At 71.0% G+C, this 18419-nt stretch carries 17 protein-coding genes and 1 tRNA gene; 8 read left to right on the top strand and 10 right to left on the bottom strand.

The annotated features are described in order from the left end of the window. Window positions 1-6 precede the first annotated feature (6 nt). Both ACFRMN_RS19905 and ACFRMN_RS19910 read left to right on the top strand, forming a co-directional pair. Entirely contained in the window at window positions 7-1575 is a 1569-nt protein-coding gene (locus ACFRMN_RS19905) for an SPFH domain-containing protein (RefSeq protein ID WP_383021194.1), read from the top strand. Between the two features lie 156 nt (window positions 1576-1731). Further along, window positions 1732-2319 carry a lytic polysaccharide monooxygenase gene (locus ACFRMN_RS19910; RefSeq protein WP_249949588.1) on the top strand — a complete coding sequence of 196 codons (588 nt, stop codon included), beginning with the start codon at window positions 1732-1734 and terminating at the stop codon, window positions 2317-2319. A 162-nt stretch (window positions 2320-2481) separates the two neighbouring features. Here ACFRMN_RS19910 and ACFRMN_RS19915 read toward each other — a convergent pair whose 3' ends face one another. Then, window positions 2482-5007, bottom strand: a complete 2526-nt coding sequence (locus ACFRMN_RS19915; RefSeq protein ID WP_383021197.1) for an FtsX-like permease family protein — start codon at window positions 5005-5007, stop codon at window positions 2482-2484. Further along, a complete protein-coding gene (locus ACFRMN_RS19920) occupies window positions 5001-5843 on the bottom strand; it encodes an ABC transporter ATP-binding protein (RefSeq protein WP_383021199.1) in 843 nt (280 codons plus the stop codon). The genes ACFRMN_RS19915 and ACFRMN_RS19920 overlap by 7 nt, the downstream gene beginning before the upstream one ends. Window positions 5844-5975: 132 nt before the next feature. On the opposite strand from ACFRMN_RS19920, the gene ACFRMN_RS19925 reads away from it, so the two are divergent. Together ACFRMN_RS19925 and ACFRMN_RS19930 are read left to right on the top strand one after the other, a co-directional pair. After that, a complete protein-coding gene (locus ACFRMN_RS19925; protein ID WP_383021202.1) occupies window positions 5976-7292 on the top strand; it encodes a sensor histidine kinase in 1317 nt (438 codons plus the stop codon). Window positions 7293-7621: 329 nt separating this feature from the next. Further along, window positions 7622-8110, top strand: a complete 489-nt coding sequence (locus ACFRMN_RS19930) for a phospholipase (protein ID WP_383021205.1) — start codon at window positions 7622-7624, stop codon at window positions 8108-8110. A gap of 54 nt (window positions 8111-8164) precedes the next feature. Here the strand turns inward: ACFRMN_RS19930 and ACFRMN_RS19935 are convergent. The 6 genes from ACFRMN_RS19935 to ehuB all read right to left on the bottom strand — a co-directional run bounded on the left by ACFRMN_RS19935 (window position 8165) and on the right by ehuB (window position 12249). Next, window positions 8165-8238: transfer RNA gene (locus ACFRMN_RS19935), tRNA-Lys, on the bottom strand. An 81-nt stretch (window positions 8239-8319) separates the two neighbouring features. After that, window positions 8320-9078: an IclR family transcriptional regulator gene (locus tag ACFRMN_RS19940; RefSeq protein ID WP_383021207.1), complete on the bottom strand. Its 759-nt coding sequence runs from the start codon at window positions 9076-9078 to the stop codon at window positions 8320-8322. Between the two features lie 166 nt (window positions 9079-9244). Next, a complete protein-coding gene (gene ehuA / locus ACFRMN_RS19945) occupies window positions 9245-10036 on the bottom strand; it encodes an ectoine/hydroxyectoine ABC transporter ATP-binding protein EhuA (RefSeq protein WP_383021209.1) in 792 nt (263 codons plus the stop codon). Further along, window positions 10026-10679: an ectoine/hydroxyectoine ABC transporter permease subunit EhuD gene (gene ehuD / locus ACFRMN_RS19950; protein WP_383021212.1), complete on the bottom strand. Its 654-nt coding sequence runs from the start codon at window positions 10677-10679 to the stop codon at window positions 10026-10028. The genes ehuA and ehuD overlap by 11 nt, the downstream gene beginning before the upstream one ends. Then, window positions 10676-11350 carry an ectoine/hydroxyectoine ABC transporter permease subunit EhuC gene (gene ehuC / locus ACFRMN_RS19955; RefSeq protein ID WP_383021215.1) on the bottom strand — a complete coding sequence of 225 codons (675 nt, stop codon included), beginning with the start codon at window positions 11348-11350 and terminating at the stop codon, window positions 10676-10678. The genes ehuD and ehuC overlap by 4 nt, the downstream gene beginning before the upstream one ends. Then, the gene (gene ehuB, locus ACFRMN_RS19960; RefSeq protein ID WP_383021218.1) at window positions 11347-12249 is read right to left on the bottom strand and encodes an ectoine/hydroxyectoine ABC transporter substrate-binding protein EhuB; all 903 of its coding nucleotides are present in this window, start codon (window positions 12247-12249) and stop codon (window positions 11347-11349) included. The genes ehuC and ehuB overlap by 4 nt, the downstream gene beginning before the upstream one ends. A gap of 119 nt (window positions 12250-12368) precedes the next feature. Between ehuB and ACFRMN_RS19965 the strand changes: the two genes are divergently transcribed. Continuing rightward, entirely contained in the window at window positions 12369-12866 is a 498-nt protein-coding gene (locus ACFRMN_RS19965) for a DUF3830 family protein (protein WP_383021220.1), read from the top strand. Here ACFRMN_RS19965 and ACFRMN_RS19970 read toward each other — a convergent pair. Next, window positions 12847-14343 (bottom strand): amidase, encoded by a 1497-nt coding sequence (locus ACFRMN_RS19970; RefSeq protein ID WP_383021223.1) that lies wholly within the window; start codon window positions 14341-14343, stop codon window positions 12847-12849. The genes ACFRMN_RS19965 and ACFRMN_RS19970 overlap by 20 nt on opposite strands. Beyond that, window positions 14336-15286 (bottom strand): D-2-hydroxyacid dehydrogenase, encoded by a 951-nt coding sequence (locus tag ACFRMN_RS19975; protein WP_383021225.1) that lies wholly within the window; start codon window positions 15284-15286, stop codon window positions 14336-14338. The genes ACFRMN_RS19970 and ACFRMN_RS19975 overlap by 8 nt, the downstream gene beginning before the upstream one ends. Before the next feature lie 298 nt (window positions 15287-15584). On the opposite strand from ACFRMN_RS19975, the gene ACFRMN_RS19980 reads away from it, so the two are divergent. The 3 genes from ACFRMN_RS19980 (at window position 15585) to ACFRMN_RS19990 (ending at window position 18419) form a co-directional block, all read left to right on the top strand. Then, a complete protein-coding gene (locus tag ACFRMN_RS19980) occupies window positions 15585-16487 on the top strand; it encodes a decarboxylase (RefSeq protein ID WP_383021228.1) in 903 nt (300 codons plus the stop codon). Beyond that, window positions 16484-17218, top strand: a complete 735-nt coding sequence (locus ACFRMN_RS19985) for a decarboxylase (RefSeq protein ID WP_383021230.1) — start codon at window positions 16484-16486, stop codon at window positions 17216-17218. The genes ACFRMN_RS19980 and ACFRMN_RS19985 overlap by 4 nt, the downstream gene beginning before the upstream one ends. A gap of 118 nt (window positions 17219-17336) precedes the next feature. After that, on the top strand, window positions 17337-18419 hold the full coding sequence (locus ACFRMN_RS19990; protein WP_383021233.1) for an LLM class flavin-dependent oxidoreductase: 1083 nt from the start codon (window positions 17337-17339) through the stop codon (window positions 18417-18419).

The following is an 18419-nucleotide window of genomic DNA, read 5'->3' on the forward strand; positions in this document are numbered from 1 at the left end:
GCAAGGATGACGACGACCTGGCGGCCGAACAACGACGAGGACGAGCTGAGGGGCGTGTTCACGGTACGGCGCACACCGCCGCCGGTTGAGCACACGTCCGAGCCCGACCCCCAGCCCGAGCGGGCGCCCCAGCAGGTGCCCGAGCAGGTGCCCGAGCCGACGGTCGAGCCGTCGGTCGAGGACACGGCGGAGCTCGTACCGGAGCCGGTGTTCTTCGGGAAGGACGATGCCGTTCATGACAATCCCGTTCACGACGATGCCGTTCACGACGATGCCGTGAGCGTGCCCATGGCGACCGGTCCCGCGGCCGGCCCCGTCGGAGAGGACGCGCCCGGCGGCCGACCGGTCCTCGCGGCCTTCGGTGCCCACGCGCCCGGCGCGGGGGCCGCTCCGTTCGTACGTACCGCCGGTACTCCCCGGTGGAGCCCGCTCATCGTGGGCGACAGCACTCAGGAGATCCCCGTCCATCTGCTCTTCCGCGACGAGGCCGACGCGCTCGAAGCCACCGGACACCCCGATGCCGGAGACCTCGTCGGACACCCCGCCGGACAAGCCGTCAGGCCCACCGTCGTCGGACGCCGGTGGGGGACCGGGGAGCAGCCCCGGGTCCGCCGGGTGCCAGGGCCCGCGCCCATGCCCGTCGTGCCGACGCGCGCCGCGCCGCCCGCGGACCCCAAGCTCGCCGAACGGCCGGGGCCGGCCCTGCCCGGCTGGGTCGCCGCCCTCGTCGGGTGCGTGGCGCTCATCGCCTGCGCGGTGGTGCTGTGGACGACCGGTGCCGTACCGGACAGCGCGTCCAGGGTGCTCGGGCTGCCGTGGCGCCCGTACCACGGCATCGGGCTCGGTCGGTGGGCCCTGCTCGTGCTGGGGGTGACGGTCGTGCTCTTCGCTTTCGGCGGGCTCGGCCGGGGCCGGGTCGGCCAGGCGTGGGTGCTGACGCTCTTCGGTGACTACCGGGGCAGCGTGCGCCGTACGGGACTGCTGTGGGTGAGCCCGTTGCTGCTGCGCCGCGCAGTGGACGTACGGCTGCGGCACTGGCGCAGCGAGCCGATGCCGGCGGTCGACTCGAACGGCACCGCGCTGCGGGTCGTCGTGCTGGTCGTCTGGCGGGTGCGGGACACCGTACGCGCGGCGCTCGGCGTCCCGGACCACGAGGAATATCTGCGCGACCAGGTGGAGGCGGCGATGGCGCGGGTGCTCTCGCAGTTGCCGGCCGACGCGTTCCACGACGAGGCGCCGACGCTGCGCAACGCCGAGGCCGTCGGCGACTCCCTGACCAGGATGCTGTCGGCGGAGTGCCGGCCGGTCGGCGTCGATGTCTTCTCGGCGCAGCCGACCCGGATCGAGTACGCGCCGGAGATCGCGGTGGCGATGCAGCGCAGCCGGATCGCGGCGATCGACGCCAAGCACCGGGACACCGTGCTGACCTCGGTGGTCGACGCGGTGGACGACACCGTGAACCGGCTCACCTCGCGGGGACTGGTGGAGCTGGACGACTACGAGCGCAAGGCGTTGGTCAAGGACCTCACCGTCGCGTTCTACACGGGCCGTCAGGGGGCCACGGAGAACTGGTGACCGGCTGGCGGTAATTGGTCTGGACCTTGTCTGTACTTGTTATGGACACGGTCAAGTTCTGTCCATACTCTAGGACTTGGTCTAGACCGCAGATGTGCTCACCCTGCACGCGCGCAGCACGGCTCACCGAACTCCCCACGTTCTCTGGAGCGAAGCATGCGAAAGAAGATTGGCGCGGCCGTGGTCGGCCTCGCGGTCGCGGGCGTTTCCCTGCTCGCCACCGGCAGCGCCAGCAGCCACGGCTACACCGACTCCCCCATCAGCCGCCAGAAGCTCTGTGCCAACGGCACGGTCACCAACTGCGGCAACATCCAGTGGGAACCGCAGAGCGTCGAGGGGCCCAAGGGCTTCCCGGCCGGCGGTCCCGCCGACGGCAAGATCTGCTCCGGCGGTCTCGGCCAGTTCGCGCAGCTCGACGACCCGCGCGGCGGTGCCTGGCCCACCACCAAGGTATCGAGCGGCCAGAGCTACAACTTCCGCTGGCAGTTCACCGCCCGGCACGCCACGACCGACTTCAAGTACTACATCACCAAGAACGGATGGAACTCGAACGCACCGGTCACCCGGGCGGCCCTCGACTCCCAGCCGTTCCTGACGGTGCCGTACAACAACCAGCAGCCGCCCGCGACGCTCTCGCACTCGGGCACGCTGCCGTCGAAGTCGGGCCGGCACCTGATCGTGGCTGTCTGGACCATCGCTGACACGTCGAACGCGTTCTACGCCTGCTCCGACGTCCAGTTCTGAGGCATGCCTCAGCAGTAGGACCCAGAGGAACCAGTAGGAACCAGTAGGAACCAGTAGGAAACGGTAGGAACCTCGGGGAGCGCGGCTCTTCCCGGTCCGCCGCCGTGCGGTCCGCGCTCTCCGAGGCTCGCGTCATTCACGCGCGCCCGCGTATCCCTTCACTCACTCACGCGCGCCCGCGTACTCCACCGGCCGCCGGCGCAGGGAGAGCGCGGCCGGGACCACCGCCGAGACCGTGGCGAGCACCGCGCACGCGCCCGCCGCCGCGCCGAGCGCGTTCCACGGCAGTACGAGCGGGGACCCCGCGTGGAGGATGCCCAGCGCGCCCCACAACCCGGCCAGACCGACCCCGGCGACCAGCGTGCCGAGCACGGTCCCGACCGCCACGACCAGCAGCGCCTCCGCCGCGACGAGCCGTAGCACCTGAGGCACGGTGGCGCCCGCGAGCCGGAGCGCGGCCAGCTCCCGCACCCGGTCGGAACCCGCCATGACCAGGGTGTTCGCCAGGGAGATCCCGGTGTAGAGCAGCGCGATGCCCAGGACCAGTAGGAACCCCGTCCGCGTTCTGCCGTCGGTCTCGGGGTAACTGGCAGCCACCCACGCGTCCTTGGTGAACACCTGCCCGCCCGAGCGCCCGGCCGCCGCGCGCAGACCGGCCGCCACGGCACTCGCGTCGGCGCCCTCCGCGAGCCTCACGTCGATCCGGTCGACGGACGCGCCCGGGGCGTTGCGCGGCGTCACGTACACCCCGTTGCCGCCGGTCCCGACGCGCATGACGGCGGCGATCCGCAGCGTGGTCCGCGTACCGTCCGCCCGCCATACGTCCACGGACTCGCCGACCGTATGCCGCTCCCACTCCTCGGTGACGATGATCGAGCGGTCGTCCAGATCGGTCACCCGGCCCGTGGCGAGCGGCAGTCGGGCCGTCGCGGCGAGGGCCGCCGGATCGGCCGCGCGGGCGTCGGACCTGATCAGCGCGACCCCGTCCTCCAGTACGTGGACGGCGCTCGCGGCGGTGGGGGAGACCACGGCGCCGGGGACCCGCCGTATTCGCTCCACCGTCGCAGCGTCCAAGCCCGGTCCGCGCGCAGCAGGTCCGCCCGCGGCCGGTCCGCCCGAGTCCTGCCCGGCCGCGGCCTCCCCGCCAGGACCGGAGATCACGAAATCCGCCGTGGTCCGCTGCCGGATCTCGTCGGCCTTCGCCCCGTCCAGCGTCGCCGTGGCACCGAGCAGGGAGCCCGTCAGCGCGACCGTCACCAGCACGGGCGCGGCGACGGCCGCGGTGCGCCGTACCCCGGCGGCCGCGTTCTCCCGTACCAACAGGCCGGTCGCGCCCGGCAGCCGGGCGGGCAGCCAGGCGAGCAGCCGGGCGAGCGGAGGCACCACAACCGGCGCGAGCAGCGCGCACGCGACGATCAGCGGCATCGGACCGCTTGTGTACGACTTACGGCCGAGCAGGCCGCCCGGCTCGGTCAGCAGGGCGTGGACCGGCAGCCCGATCCCCACCAGCAGCAGCCCCGCGCCGAAGAGCCACCGGCCGCGGGTCATGGTCCCGGTGTCCACCGCCGCGTCACGCAGCGCCTCCATGGGCCCCGTCCTCCCGGCCCGCCGCGACGCGGCCACCGCACCCGAGAGCGCCACGAACAGACCGGTCAAGAAGGCCAGTTGGTAGGGCCAGGTGTACGACCCGATGGCGAACCAGCGCGGCGCGAGCCCGCCGTCCACCAGCCACGCCGCCAGCAGGGGCGCTCCCCGCGCGCCCAGCGCGCAGCCCGCCGCCGAAGCGGCCACCCCCACCACCATCGCCTCCGTCAGCACCATGCGCCGGATCTGGCCGGGGGTGGCGCCGGCCGTGCGCAGCAGCCCGAACTCCCGGCGCCGTTGCGCGACAGCGAAGGCGAACGTCGACGCGACCACGAACACCGAGACGAAACCGGTGACTCCGGCCGCCGTGCCGAGCATCGCGTTCACCGCGACCAGGGCCTCGCTGTCGCGCTCCGGATCGGCGTCGGCGTCCTTCCTGCCGGCGCCCGTGAGCACCCGTACGCCCGCCGCGTCCGCCGAGCCCGCCACCTTCGCCCGTACCGCCCGTGGATCGGCGTCCACCACCAACTGGTCCACTCGCGGCGACAGCTGGGCCGCGCGCTCGTCGGTGTAGAAGAGCGCCCGCTCGAAGCCGAGATCCCGGACCGTACCGACGATCGTCACCGTCCCCCGGTCGGTACGCACCCGTCGGCCCGGCGCGGTCCAGTCGCCGGTGGCCACGGCCTCGTCCGCCGCCCTCGGCGCCCGGCCCGTCTCGACGCGGTACGGCGCGAAGGCGGCCGTGGACCAGGGATGCCCCACCAGCCCGGCCGGACCGCCCGCGGCCCGTACCGGGAACGTACGGTCCTCGACCGTACGGCCCAGTGCCGCCAACTCCCGTGCCAGGGACGGCGGTACGGGACGCGGACTGTCCAGCTTCGCGACCCGGTCCCCGATCCGGGTCGGTACGCGCAGGGTGTCCGCGCCCTTCACCACGACCGGGGCCCCGGCGAACCGCTCGGGGCGGCGCTCGGGCGCGTCCAGACTCGCGGCCAGGGCGAGCCCCATGGTCGCGATCAGCCCGACGCCCAAGGAGAGCGCGACGAAACCGCCGACGAAGGTGGCCCAGCGGCTGCGCAGTGTACGCAGGGCGACGCTCAGCACGGCACGGCCTCCAGCGCGGTCATCCGGGCGGAGATCTCCTCGGCGGACGGCGCCGGCAGCTCGCCGCTGACCCGTCCGTCGACCAGGAAGACGACGCGATCGGCGTACGAGGCGGCGACCGGGTCATGGGTGACCATCACGATCGTGCCGCCGTCCCGGTCCGCCAGGGAGCGCAGCATGGCCAGCACCTCACGGCCGGTCCGTGAGTCCAGCGCCCCGGTCGGCTCGTCGGCGAACAGCACCTCGGGGCGGGTGATCAGGGCGCGGGCGAGCGCGACCCGCTGCTGCTGGCCGCCCGACAGCTCGGAGGGCCGGTGCTTGGCGCGGTCGGCCAGACCGACGCGGTCCAGTACGTCCCGTACCCGGGCCCGCGAGATCCCGCGCCCCGCGAGCCGCAGCGGCAGCGCCACGTTCTGCTCGGCCGTCAGCGCGGGCAGCAGATTGAAGGACTGGAAGACGAAGCCGACACGGTCGCGGCGCAGCAGGGTCAGTCTCCTCTCGGTCAGCTCCGTCAGTTCGGTCCCGCCGATGGACACGGACCCCGAGGTGGGCCGGTCGAGACCGGCCGCGCACTGGAGCAGCGTCGACTTGCCGGAGCCGGAGGGGCCCATCACGGCGGTGAAGGTGCCGCGGGGGAAGGAGAGGGAGACCTCGTCGAGGGCGGCGACGGCGCTGTCCCCCGATCCGTGGATCCTGCGTACGGAGCGCAGTTGAATCGCGTCGCCGAGCGCGTCGCCGAGCGCGTCGCCGAGCGCGTCGCCGTGCACATCGCGGTGTGCGTCGCGGTGCGCGTCGCGTCTGTCGCGATGTGTGTCGTCGGCCATGTCGTGAGTCATGGGACAATTCCACCGTCGCGCGCCGCCCGGCACACCAGTGCAGGACGTAGTCCTGGGGTAGGGCAGGCACTACCCCGGATACTCCGTCTGCATGGATGGCCCGTTGTCCGGTTCGCCTTCTACGGTCCTCCCATGCACTCCCGCTCCCGCACCCGCACCCTGTGGCAGGCCCTGGCCCGGCCGGACTTCCCGCTCTCGCCCTGGCCGTGGCGCGCGGCGGCGTATCTGGTCAGCGGCGTACCGGCCGGGATCGCCGTGCTGCTGGTGGCGGTGGCCGTCGTCGCCGTCGGCGGGGTGCTCTCCCTCGTACTGATCGGGCTGCCGCTCCTCGCCCTGGCGGCGCTCGGCGGGCTGCCGGTGGCCCGGCTGGAGCGGTTCAGGACGCGGCTGATCGATGAGCGGCCCGCCGCCGATCCGCACCGGCGGCCGGCCGAACCGGGGCTGTGGCCCTGGCTGCGGACCCGCTTCCAGGAGCGGTCGACCTGGCGGGAACTGGGGTACGCCGTGCTCCTCGCCCTGGTGCTGTGGCCGCTCGACGCGATCGCCGTCGTCCTCTGTCTGCTGCTGCCGCTCGCCATGGTCGCCACACCGGTCCTGCTGGCCACCGTGGGGGAAGGCGAGGAGGTGAAGGTCGTCAAGGTGTGGACGGTCACCTCCTGGCCCATGGCGTGCGTGTTCGCCGTGCTCGGGCTGCTCTTCCTCGCCGTCTGCTGCTACGCGCTGGGCGTGCTGGCCGGCGCCCGCGCCGAGCTGACCCGGATCCTGATAGCGCCCCGGGAAACCGCGCTGGGCCGACGGGTCACCGAACTGACCAGCTCCCGGGTGCGGTTGGTGGACGCCTTCGAGGCGGAGCGGCGCCGGATCGAACGAGATCTGCACGACGGTGCACAGCAGCGGCTGGTCGCGCTGACCATGACACTCGGTCTGGCCCGGCTGGACGCCCCGCCGGGCCCGGTCGCCGACCGTATCGACGCGGCGCACCAGGAGGCCGGCGAGGCGCTGGCGGAGCTGCGCGAACTGATCCGGGGCATACACCCCAAGGTCCTCACCGACTACGGACTCGCGGCGGCTGTCGCGGACGTGGCGGACCGCTCGGCGCTGCCGGTGGACGTACGGATCGAAGGGGCCCGGCGGTTCTCCGACGCGGTGGAGGCCACCGCGTACTTCGTGGTGTGCGAGGCGCTGGCGAACGCGGGCAGGCACAGCGGGGCGAGCCGTGTCACCGTCTCGGGCGGGTATGGCGACGGGCGGCTGGTGCTGGAGATAGCGGACGACGGTGACGGCGGCGCCCGCGCGGGCGGGGGAAGCGGACTGACCGGACTGGCCGACCGCGTCTCCGTACTGGACGGCAGGCTCTCGCTGTCCAGCCCGGCCGGCGGCCCGACCGTCCTGCGGGTCGAAATCCCCTGCCTGCTCAAGGGAGTCGACGAGGGCGTGTCGCGGAATTAGCGCCGTGCGCCCGCAGGGCGTCGCGAGCCGGCCGGGGCTTTCCGGGGCTCTCGCAGCACGTCCTGGTTCGGACGTCCCGTCCGCCCCAGCGGCCTGGGCGCAGATCGGTCAACGGGGGACGGAAGCGTCAACTGGACTCCGTCCGCCGGGAGTTCGCCGCCCAGGGGGTTTGCCGACGCCGGGATTTGGGGGACCATTCCCGCGTCGGTCATCGCGCGTAGACCCATGCGACAGCCGCGCCGCTCACGCTATGGACGCTCCGTGCCCACCCGGTCGCGGAGCGTCTGTCCCCCCATGTCCCCCCATACCTCGCCCGGAGGATCACCGTCATGCGTCGACGTCTGGCACTTCCGCTCGCCTCAGCCGTACTCGCCCTCGCCGCCTCCCTGGTGACGGCCTCTCAGGCCGCCGCCGCCCCGGCCGACAAGCCGCAGGTCCTCAGCGGCTGGACCCAGGAGTCCGCCGCCAGCTACAACTCCTGGGTCTCGGCCCGGGGGAACCAGGGCGCGTGGTCGGCCTATGGCTTCGACTGGTCCACGGACTACTGCTCGTCCTCCCCGGACAACCCCTTCGGGTTCCCGTTCCAGACCGCCTGTGCCCGTCACGACTTCGGCTACCGCAACTACAAGGCGGCCGGTCAGTTCCCGGCGAACAAGGCACGCCTCGACTCCGCGTTCTACGCGGACCTGAAGCGGGTGTGCTCGGGGTACTCGGGCGCCACGAAGACGTCCTGCGACGGGCTGGCGTGGACGTACTACCACGCGGTCGACATCTTCGGCGTGAGCCCGATGGTGGACGGTTCGAGGTCCGTGGCCTGAGGATCTTGAAAGCGGGAAGGCCCCCCGCTTTCGCGAGGGGCCTTCCCGTGTCTGTGCGCCGCCAGGGACTCGAACCCCGGACCCGCTGATTAAGAGTCAGCTGCTCTAACCAACTGAGCTAGCGGCGCCCGCTGACTCGAAAATAATACCCGGTGGTCCGGGGTGCTCAGAACCACCGCCTGCCGGGAGAGGCACGCGGGTCAATACACCTAGATCGTCAGCGAGAGGGCCAGCGGCGCCGCCCCGCGGTTCAGGGTCTCCGCCGCCACCCGCAGCCGGTGGGCGTGCTCGACCGGCAACGACAGCGCCAGACAGCCCACGGTGGAGCCCGCCGTCAGCGGGACCGCGGCGCAGACCGTCCCCAGCGCGTACTCCTGGAGATCGAGCACCGGTACCGTCGGCGCCTGGCTGTCCAGCCGGGAGAACAGCAGCCGCTCGCTGGTGATCGTCCGGGAGGTGAACCGGGCGATCTTGTGGCGGTCCAGATGGTCCCGGCGGCCGTCCCTGTCCAGCTGGGTCAGCAGACACTTGCCGATCGCGCTGGCGTGGGCGGTGGCGCGGAAGTCCACGTACTCATTGACCGCGGGCGTCAGCGGGCCGTCGGCGACCTGAGTGACCTTGATCTCACCGTCTATGTAGCGGCTGAGATAGACGGCCGCCCCGACCGAGTCGCGCAGCTCGTCCAGCGTGCTCTGCAGCCTGTCCTCCAGGGCCGGCTGCCGGGCCGCGCCGGAGCCGAGCAGCGCCAGCGAGTCGCCGATCACATACGCGCCGTCCGTGACCTGCTCCACGTATCCCTCGCGGCGCAGCAGGGAGAGCAGGGGAGTCAGATGACCGGCCGGCAGCCCGCTCTCCTGGGCTATCCGGGCCTCGGTCACCCCGCCGCCGTACTTGGACACGGCCTCCAGGACACGCAGCGCGTACCGCACCGAATGGAACGGCGCCGTCGGCTCCGGCTTCAGCACCACGGTTCCCCCCAGCAGGTTGTGACCGCAAGCTCACACACCACGATAGCCGTCAAGAGCCTTTACCGGGGCGGCGGTTACCCATAAGGGGCGGGCGGGCCGGCGCTCTGGGCTGGGATGTATCGCTCTGGCATATGCCAGCGGAATACTACTCAGCAGGGACGCGAGGTCAGAGCACCGCGCCCAGGAACTCGCGCGTACGTTCGTGCTCCGGCTCGGAGAAGATCTTCTCCGGCGGGCCCGATTCGATGACCTTGCCGGCGTCGAACATCAGGACGTCGTCGGAGATGTCCCTGGCGAAGTTCATCTCGTGGGTCACACAGAGCATCGTGATGTCCGTGGTGCGGGCGATGTCCCTGAGCACGTCGAGTACGCCCGCGACCAGCTCGGGGTCGAGCGCCGAGGTGACCTCGTCGAGCAGCAGGATCTTCGGACGCATGGCCAGCGCGCGGGCGATCGCCACCCGCTGCTGCTGGCCGCCCGAGAGCTGGGTCGGCTTCGCCGCGCAGCGGTCGCCGAGTCCGACCAGATCGAGCAGTTCACGGCCGCGCTCCTCCGCCTCGTCCTTGCTCAGCCCCAGCACCTTGACCGGGGCCTCGGTGACATTGCGCAGGACGTTCATATTGGGGAAGAGATTGAACTGCTGGAAGACCATGCCGATGTTCTTGCGCGCTTCACGGACATGCTTGTTGTCGGCGGGGAAAAGTTTGTCGCCATTGACGGTGATGACGCCCTCGTCCGGCTTGACCAGGGTCATCAGCAGCCGCAGGATCGTCGTCTTGCCGGAGCCGGACGGGCCGATCAGGGTCACATGCTTTCCGGGCCGCACGGAGAAACAGAGATTGTCCAGCACGGTGTTCTTTCCGAACCGCTTGGTGACATTCTCGAAACGGATCAGCTCGCCCGCCGGATCGATGGTTTTCGGATCGGTGATTTCGGGGGTGGATATGTCAGCGGACAAGACGACGCTCCAGGGCTCGCATGAGAAGAGAAGCCGGGTAGGCGATGAGAATGAAGGCGACACCGACCACGGTCAGCGGTTCGGTGTACTGGAAGGTGGCCGCGCTCTCCAGCCGGGACTGCTGGAGCATTTCCAGCACACTGATCCCGGCGAGCAGGGGCGTGTCCTTCAGCATCGATATGACGTAATTGCCCAGCGCGGGCACGATCCGCCGGATCGCCTGCGGCAGGATCACCGCCGTCCAGGTACGGCCGGCCGGCAGGCTGAGCGCGGTGGCCGCCTCCCACTGCCCGAGCGGCACCGCGTCGATACCGGCGCGGTAGACCTGGGCGGTGTACGTCGAATAGTGCAGACCGATCGCGATCGTGCCGGTGGTCAGCCCGGAGAACTGCACACCCCATTCGGGCAGGACGAAGAAGAAGAAAAACAGCTGCACGAGCAGCGGAGTGTTCCTGATGAACTCGGTGATGGCATTGACCGGCCACCGGACGAAACGTGTCGGCGCCCGGAAACCGATCGCCCAGACCAGACCGAGCGTGAAGGAGAGCAGCGAGCCGAGCACCAGCACCTGGAGGGTGAGGAGCAGGCCGTCCCAGAAGCGTGGCATGAAGTCCGCGACGGCGGACCAGTCCCAGTTGTTCATCGGGTGCCTCCCGGTGTCGCCGTGATGCCGATCCCGGCCTTGGTCCTGCGCTCAAGTGCCCGCATTCCACGGGCCAGGACGAACGCGAGTACGAAATAGATCACCAGCGTCACCGAGTAGATCTGCGCGCTCTCCTGAGTCGCCAGCCGCACCAGATAGGCGGCGAAGGACACATCGGCGACGCCGAGCAGGGAGACCAGAGCGGTGCCCTTCAGCAGCTCGATGAGGAGGTTGCAGAACGGCGGGATCATCTCCGGGACCGCCTGGGGCAGCAGGACCAGCCGCATGCGCTGCCAGGGGGAGAAGTTCAGCGCGATGCCGGCCTCGCGCTGCGCGGGCGCCACGGAGTTCAGGGCGCCGCGTACGACCTCGGCGCCGTACGCCCCGTACGACAGGCCCAGCGCCAGTACGGCGGCCCACATCGGGACCAGGGCCCAGCCGAACAGGCCCGGCATGACGAAGAACAGCCAGAACATCAGCACCAGTGCCGAGGTGCCGCGGAAGATCTCGGTGTACAGGCCCGCGAGGAATCGGACGAAGCGCGAGCTGTGCGTACGGGCCGTACCGACGGTGAAGGCCACGGCGGTCGCGAGCGCGGCGCTGTACAGCGTGAGCTGGATCGTGATCCAGATACCGGGCAGCACCCAGTGGGTCCAGAGGCCGGCTGTCATGCGCACAGCTCCTCTGCGGTCAGGGTGGTCATCTCCGCCTCCGTGAAGCCGAACGGCTTGAGGACGCGGAACAGCTCGCCGCTCTTCTTCATCTTGTGGATCTCGACATTGAAGGCGTCCCGGAGAGCGGAATCCGTGGGGCGGAAGGCGAATCCGCCGCCGTCGATCTTCTTCTTTCCGTCCACGATCGGCGCGAACGGCTTCGTGGCCTCCGCCTTTTTGCTCTTCTTCACCACATCGCGGCCGGTGAGCGCGGTGCCCGCGAATACGTCCACCCGGCCGGACTCGACCGCGTTCAGCCCCGCGACCGGATCCTGGAGGATGACGAGTTCCTTCTCCGGGACCCCGGCGGATATCGCGTAGTCGATTTCCGCGTAGCCGGTGCCGGTGGCGATCTTCGCCTTGGTCCGTACCACGTCCTGATACGAGTGCAGCCCTTTGGGGTTGCCCTTGCGCACGATGAACGAGTCGAGCATCTGGTACTCGGGATCGGCGAAGATGACCTGCGCGCAGCGCTCCTTGTTGATGTACATCCCGGCCGAGACGACATCGAACTGCTGTGAGTTGAGGCCGGGTATCAGCGAGGAGAAATCGGTGGCCACGGGCTGTACGGAACCGATACCGAGCCGCTTGAAGATCACCTTCGCCAGTTCCACCGCCTCACCGGTGAAATCGCCCTGGTCGTCGATGAATCCGTACGGTGCCTCGCCCGCGATACCGAGCCGCACCGTGCGCTGCGATTTCAGCCGGGCGAGCGTGTCACCGGAGGGAATCCTGCCGCAGCCGGCGGCGCCCAGCGTCACGGCGGCGCCCAGCGCCGCCGTACCCAGCAGAAGGGACCGGCGGCCTATAGGGCGTTTCGCGGTTCTTTCCTTGTCGTGCTCTGGTGGTGAAGCCATGGGCGCGCGGCTACCCGACTCCATACGGGTTATGCACATCGATTCGAGCCGATCTTGAGATCGTCCCGCGTCCGGTCGGGTGCCCTTGACTCAGTGGATCAGATGAGGACCATGGGGTCATGGCCGACCGATTTGTGACTGTGTCGCTCGACAAGCGCGGGGTGCGCTGCACCGCGAAACTCCTGGACGACCGGGCTCCGGTGACCTGCGCGGCGGTATGGGAGGCGCTGCCGCTGGGCTCGGACGTGTATCACGCGAAGTACGCGCGCAATGAGATCTACGCGCTCTTTCCGGCCTTCGCCGCCGAGGAACCACCGCTGGAGAATCCGACCGTGACCCCGATCCCCGGGGACCTCTGCTACTTCACCTTCTCCGACACGGAGCTGGGCACGTCGTCGTACGGCTACGACGAGAAGACGGTGCGCGGCCGGCGCACCGTCGTGGACCTGGCGCTCTTCTACGAGCGCAACAATCTCCTCATCAACGGGGACATGGGCTGGATCCCGGGCATCGTCTGGGGAACGGTGGTGGACGGCCTCGACCGGATGGCCGAGGCCTGCCAGGACCTGTGGCGCGCGGGCGCCATCGGCGAAACGCTCAGTTTCCGGCGGGAGTAGACGCCGCCCCGGGAAGGCCGGGCGACCCCGGGCCGGGAAGGCCGGGCGCGGCCCCCGACTCGTACAGCGCGTGCGCGGCGCGCAGCACCAGCGCGTCCGCGTGCCGGGCGGCGACCAGCTGCACGCCGATCGGCAGCCCGTCCCCGTCCACCCCGCACGGCACGCTCGCGGCGGGCTGCTGCGTCAGATTGAACGGGTACGTGAACGGCGTCCACCCCGTCCAGCGCCGCTGGCCAGAGCCCCGCGGCGTCTCCCGGCCCGCCTCGAACGCCGTGATCGGCAGCGTCGGCGTGACCAGCAGGTCGTACGACTCGTGGAACCGGCCGAAGCGCCTGCCCAGCTCCATCCGCGCGTCGACCGCGGCCAGATAGTCCAGCGCGCTGTAGCGCTCACCGACCGCGACGATCTCCCGCAGCCCCGGGTCCAGCAGCTCCCGCTGCTCGGCGCCGAACGGCTCCACCAGCCGGGCCGCGCCGCTGAACCACAGGGTGTGGAAGGCCTCCACCGGATCCGTGATGTCCGGATCGGCCTCCTCGATATACGCGCCCAGCTCGGCGAGCCGGCTCACCGCGCGCCGTACGGCCGAGGCCACCTCCGGGCGCACCGGGACCTGATTGCCGAAGGTCGCGGAGTACGCGATCCGCAGCCCCTTGACGCCACCCGTGCCGCCCGTACCACCTGTGCCCCCCGCGCCCTCCGTCAGCGCGGCGGAAAGACTCGGCGCGGGGGCGAGCTGCGACCAGTCCCGCCAGTCGGCGCCGCTGATCACATCCATCAGCAGCGCGGCGTCCGCCGCGTCCCGGGCCATCGGCCCGGCGTGCGCGAGCGTGCCGAACGGGCTGGACGGATAGAGCGGCACCCGGCCGTACGTCGGCTTGAACCCGAAGATCCCGCAGAAGGAGGCCGGGATACGGACCGAGCCGCCGCCGTCCGTACCGATGGAGAGCGGGCCCGCGCCCAGCGCCACGGCCGCCGCGCTGCCGCCGCTGGACCCGCCCGACGTCCGGGACGGATCGTACGGATTGCGGGTCACCCCGCTCAGCGGTGAGTCGGTGACCCCCTTCCAGCCGAATTCCGGGGTGGTGGTCTTGCCGATGAGGACCGCGCCGTGCTCCCGCAGCCGCGCCACCGCCGGCGCGTCCTCGTCCCAGGCACCCTCGGCCCGTACGGTCCGGGAGCCGCGCAGGGTGGGGCTGCCGCGCTGGAGGAAGATGTCCTTCACCGAGACCGGCACCCCGTCGAGCAGCCCCCGCGGTTCTCTCCCGCGCCAGCGGGCGGTGGACGCCTCCGCCTGGGCGAGCGCCGCCTCGGCGTCCACCCGTACGAAGGCGTTGACCAGCGGCTGCACCACTTCGATCCGGTCCAGTACGGCACGGGTCACATCGAGCGGCGAGAAATCGCCCCTCTCGTAGCCGGCCAGGAGCCGGCGTGCGGTGAGGTCGGTGAGGCGCGTGGGGTCGGTCGTGAGATCAGTCATGCATGGGGACGTACCCACGTTTCTTGTCCACCACGTTCGGCAGAGGCTTTCCGGCGGCCCAAAGTTCATAAAGATCCACGAACTGCTCACCCAGCCGGTCGCGCCAGCCGACCGTGTCCCCGCTCATATGCGGGGAGATGATCAGACCGGGGACATCCCAGAGCCTGTCGTGCGCGTCCAGCGGCTCCCGCGCGAAGACATCGAGCGCCGCCCCCGCGATCCACCGCTTGGACACCGCCGCGACGAGATCGTCCTCCACCACGAGCTGACCGCGGCCCACATTGATGAAGCGGGCGGAGGGCTGCATCAGACCGAAGAGCCGTGCGTCGAACATGCCGCGTGTGGCGTCCGTGAGCGGCGCCGCTGAGATCACCCAGTCGGCCCGGATCACCAGCCGGTCCAGCTGGTCGGCGGCGTGCACGCCGGGGCGTGCCGTACGGCCGGTGACGGCCACCGTCACGCCCAGCGCCCGCAGCGTCCCGGCCACGGCCCGGCCGATCGGGCCCGCGCCGATCACGACCGCCCGGCTGCCCGCGACCTGAAGGCCCTCGCGATGGCGCCAGCGGCGCTGGCGCTGGAGCTCCAGCGTGCCGGGGAGATCCTTCGCCATGGCGAGCACCAGCCCCGCCACATACTCGGCGATCGGCCCCTCGAAGATGCCCCGGGCATTGGTCACGACCGTGTCGGAGGCGACCAGCTCGGGGCAGAGCAGCCGGTCGACCCCGGCGCTCGCGGTGTGCACCCAGCGGGGCCGCGGCCCTTCGCCCGGCCAGGCGTTCCGTACCGCGTCGGAGGTGAAGTCCCAGACCAGCAGGGCGTCCGCGGCTGGGAGTTCGGCCGCGAGAGCGGCTTCGTCGACGGAGCGGATCCGTGCCTTGCCGGTGAGTCGGCCCAACCGTGGCGGAGGGTCCGCTTCCAGGACGAGGAGCGTGGGTGCTGGCATGAGGAGGAGCCCTTCTGCCGGGGCCGGACCGCCGGCGGGCTCGCCCGAGTACCGGGTGGGAGTCCGCCGGGTACCGGGCGGGGATCCGCTGGGTACGGGGCGGGAATCCGCTGGGTACCGGGCGGGAAACCGTCGTCTACCGGGCGGGAGTCTGCCGAGGATCGGGCCGGGCGGGGTTCCCTCGGGATTTCCCTCGGGAAAATTCCGTGCAACGTCTGAGATGGGCTGATTGACCACGCTCGCACCTTGCTCCTACCGTCGTCAACAAGAGCCTGATACCCGATAAGGGGGCAATGCCATGGAAGTCTCCTTTCTGGGTGGTCCGGAGCCGCAGCGTGGTGTCGGCGTGGTGGCTCCCTTCGATTTCGCACTCGACCGTGAGCTGTGGCGGTGGGTGCCGGACGACATTTCCCTGCGCGTCACCCGTACGCCGTACGTGCCGGTCGAGGTCTCCCTCGACCTCGCCCGGCTGGTCAGCGAGCACGAGACCCTGGGCGAGGCGGTCAGGGCGCTCGGCGCCTCGGAGCCCGAGGTCATCGCCTACGCCTGCACCTCCGGCAGTTTCGTCGGCGGCGCGGCCGGAGAGCGCGCCATGTGCGAGGCGATGAACCGCGCCGGTGAGGTCCCCTCGCTCACCACCTCCGGCGCCCTGGTCGAGGCGCTGGAGGAGCTGGGAGTCGGCCGTATCGCGCTGGTCACGCCCTATACGGAGTCGGTCACCCAGTCGCTGGAGGACTATCTGGGCGAGGTCGGGGTAACTGTGACGGGTCGCGCTTTTCTGGGGCTGACCCGGCACATCTGGAAGGTGCCGTACCGCTCGGTCGTGGACATGGCGCGGCAGGCCGTCGTAGGGGCGGCCGACGCGCTCTTCATCAGCTGTACGAATCTGCCGACGTACGACGCGATTCCGCAGCTGGAGGCCGAGCTGAGGATGCCCGTCCTGTCCGCCAACCAGGTGACGATGTGGGCGGCATTGCGCAGGCTCGGGGCGCACGCCGTCGGGCCGTACCAGGCACTGCTGCTCGACCGGCCGTCGACGCACGAGGTCCCGACGCTGCCGCCGGTGGAGCCCTTGCCGCCGGTCGCGCCCGTCTCACCGGCCGCACCGATCGGGCCGGTCGGCCCGGTCGGGGTCGCCCCGCAGGGGCAGGCCGCCCCGTCGGCGGAGCCGCTGCCGGAAGATACGGAAGGATGGACATGACCACCATCGGACTCCTCTACCCCGGGCATTCGGCCGAGGACGACTACCCCCGCATCGAGATGATGTTCGGCAGCGACATCAGGCTGCCCGTCGTCCACACCGATATCGGCGAGGACGCCCACCGCGTCGACGCGCTGCTCCGGATGGGGGCGGATGAACGGCTCGCCGAGGGGGTGGAGGAGCTGCGCCTCGCCGGTGCCGAGTCCGTGGTCTGGGCCTGTACCAGCGGAAGCTTCATCTACGGGTGGCAGGGCGCCCATGAGCAGACCCGCGCCCTGGCCACCGCCGCCGGACTGCCGGCGTCGAGCACCTCGTTCGCCTTCGCCCACGCCGTACGCGCGCTGGGCGCCGCACGGGTCGCCATCGCCGCCACCTATCCGGCGGATGTCACCGCGTACTTCGCCGCCTTCCTCAAGGCGGCCGGGATCGAGGTCGTCTCGGACCGGGCGAGCGGCATCATCACCGCGGCCGAGGTCGGCACCTGGGAGCGGGAGCAGGTCCTCGAACTGGCCCGCGCGGGCGATCATCCGGACGCGGAGGTCGTTCTGCTCCCGGACACGGCCCTGCACACGATCGCGTATCTGCCCGAGCTGGAGGAGACCCTTGGCAAGCCGGTCCTCACCGCGAACCAGGTGACGGTCTGGGAGGGGCTGCGGCTCGCGCGGCGCAGGGCGTGGGGGCCCCGGCTGGGGAAGCTGTTCGAAGGCCGCGAGTACGAGGCTCCGCGCTGACGGCTCGGGAATGCGCGGGACCCGGCCCGGGAATCCCGAGCCCGGCGCGGGAATAAACGGAGATAGCCTCCTGTTGTAGCCCTTCCGTACGTATTCGATACGCAGGAGGGTCTGACCGGTGGACGACGCGAGCCGAGGCACGACGGACGGCATCAGGGGCACGGCGCACGGCACCGCGCCCGTACCCCTCTCGGTACTGGATCTGGTCACGGTGGGCAACGGCTCCACGGCCACCCGGTCGCTCCGGACGAGCGTCGCGCTCGCGAAGCTCGCCGAGCGCAGGGGTTACCACCGGCACTGGGTCGCCGAGCACCACTCCATGCCGGGCGTCGCCTCGTCCTCCCCGGCCGTGATCCTCGCCCATCTCGCCGCCCACACCGAGCGCATCCGGCTCGGCTCGGGCGGTGTGATGCTGCCCAACCACGCTCCGCTGGTGATCGCCGAGCAGTTCGGCACGGTGGAGGCGCTTGCCCCGGGCCGGGTCGATCTGGGCCTGGGCCGCGCGCCCGGCACCGACGGGGCGACGGCCGCCGCGCTGCGCCGCTCCGACCGGCTGAACGAAGGCGCCGACGACTTCCCGCAGCAGCTCGCCGAGCTGACCCGGTTCCTGGACGACGACTTCCCGGACGGCCACCCGTATTCCCGTATCCACGCGGTACCGGGCCCGGTCCAGGGCCCAGCCGGCCGGCCGCCGATCTGGCTGCTCGGCTCCTCCGGCTTCAGCGCCAGGCTGGCCGCGGTGCTGGGGCTGCCCTTCGCCTTCGCCCACCACTTCTCGGCGCAGAACACCATCCCGGCGCTCGATCTGTACCGGGAGTCCTTCCGCCCCTCCGCGGTCCTCGATGCCCCGTACGCGCTGATCGGCGTCTCGGCCCTGGCTTCCGACAGCGAGCGCGAGGCCCGCCGCCAGGTCATGACCGGCGCCCTCTCCATGGTCCAGCTGCGCACCGGCCGGCCGGGGCTCGTCCCGACACCGGAGGAGGCCGAGGCGTACCGGTTCAGCTCGATGGAGCAGGAGTTCGTGGACAACTGGCTGGTCAATATCGTGCACGGCACCCCGGACACGGTCCGCGACGGCCTCAACGACCTCCAGAAGCGTACGGGCGCCGACGAGTTGATGATCACCAGTCACGCGCACAGCGGCGAGGAGCGGCTGCGCAGCTACGAGCTGATCGCGGACGCGTACGGCCTGCCCGCCTGA

The organism is Streptomyces sp. NPDC056835 (assembly GCF_042789485.1).
GTDB lineage: Bacteria > Actinomycetota > Actinomycetes > Streptomycetales > Streptomycetaceae > Streptomyces.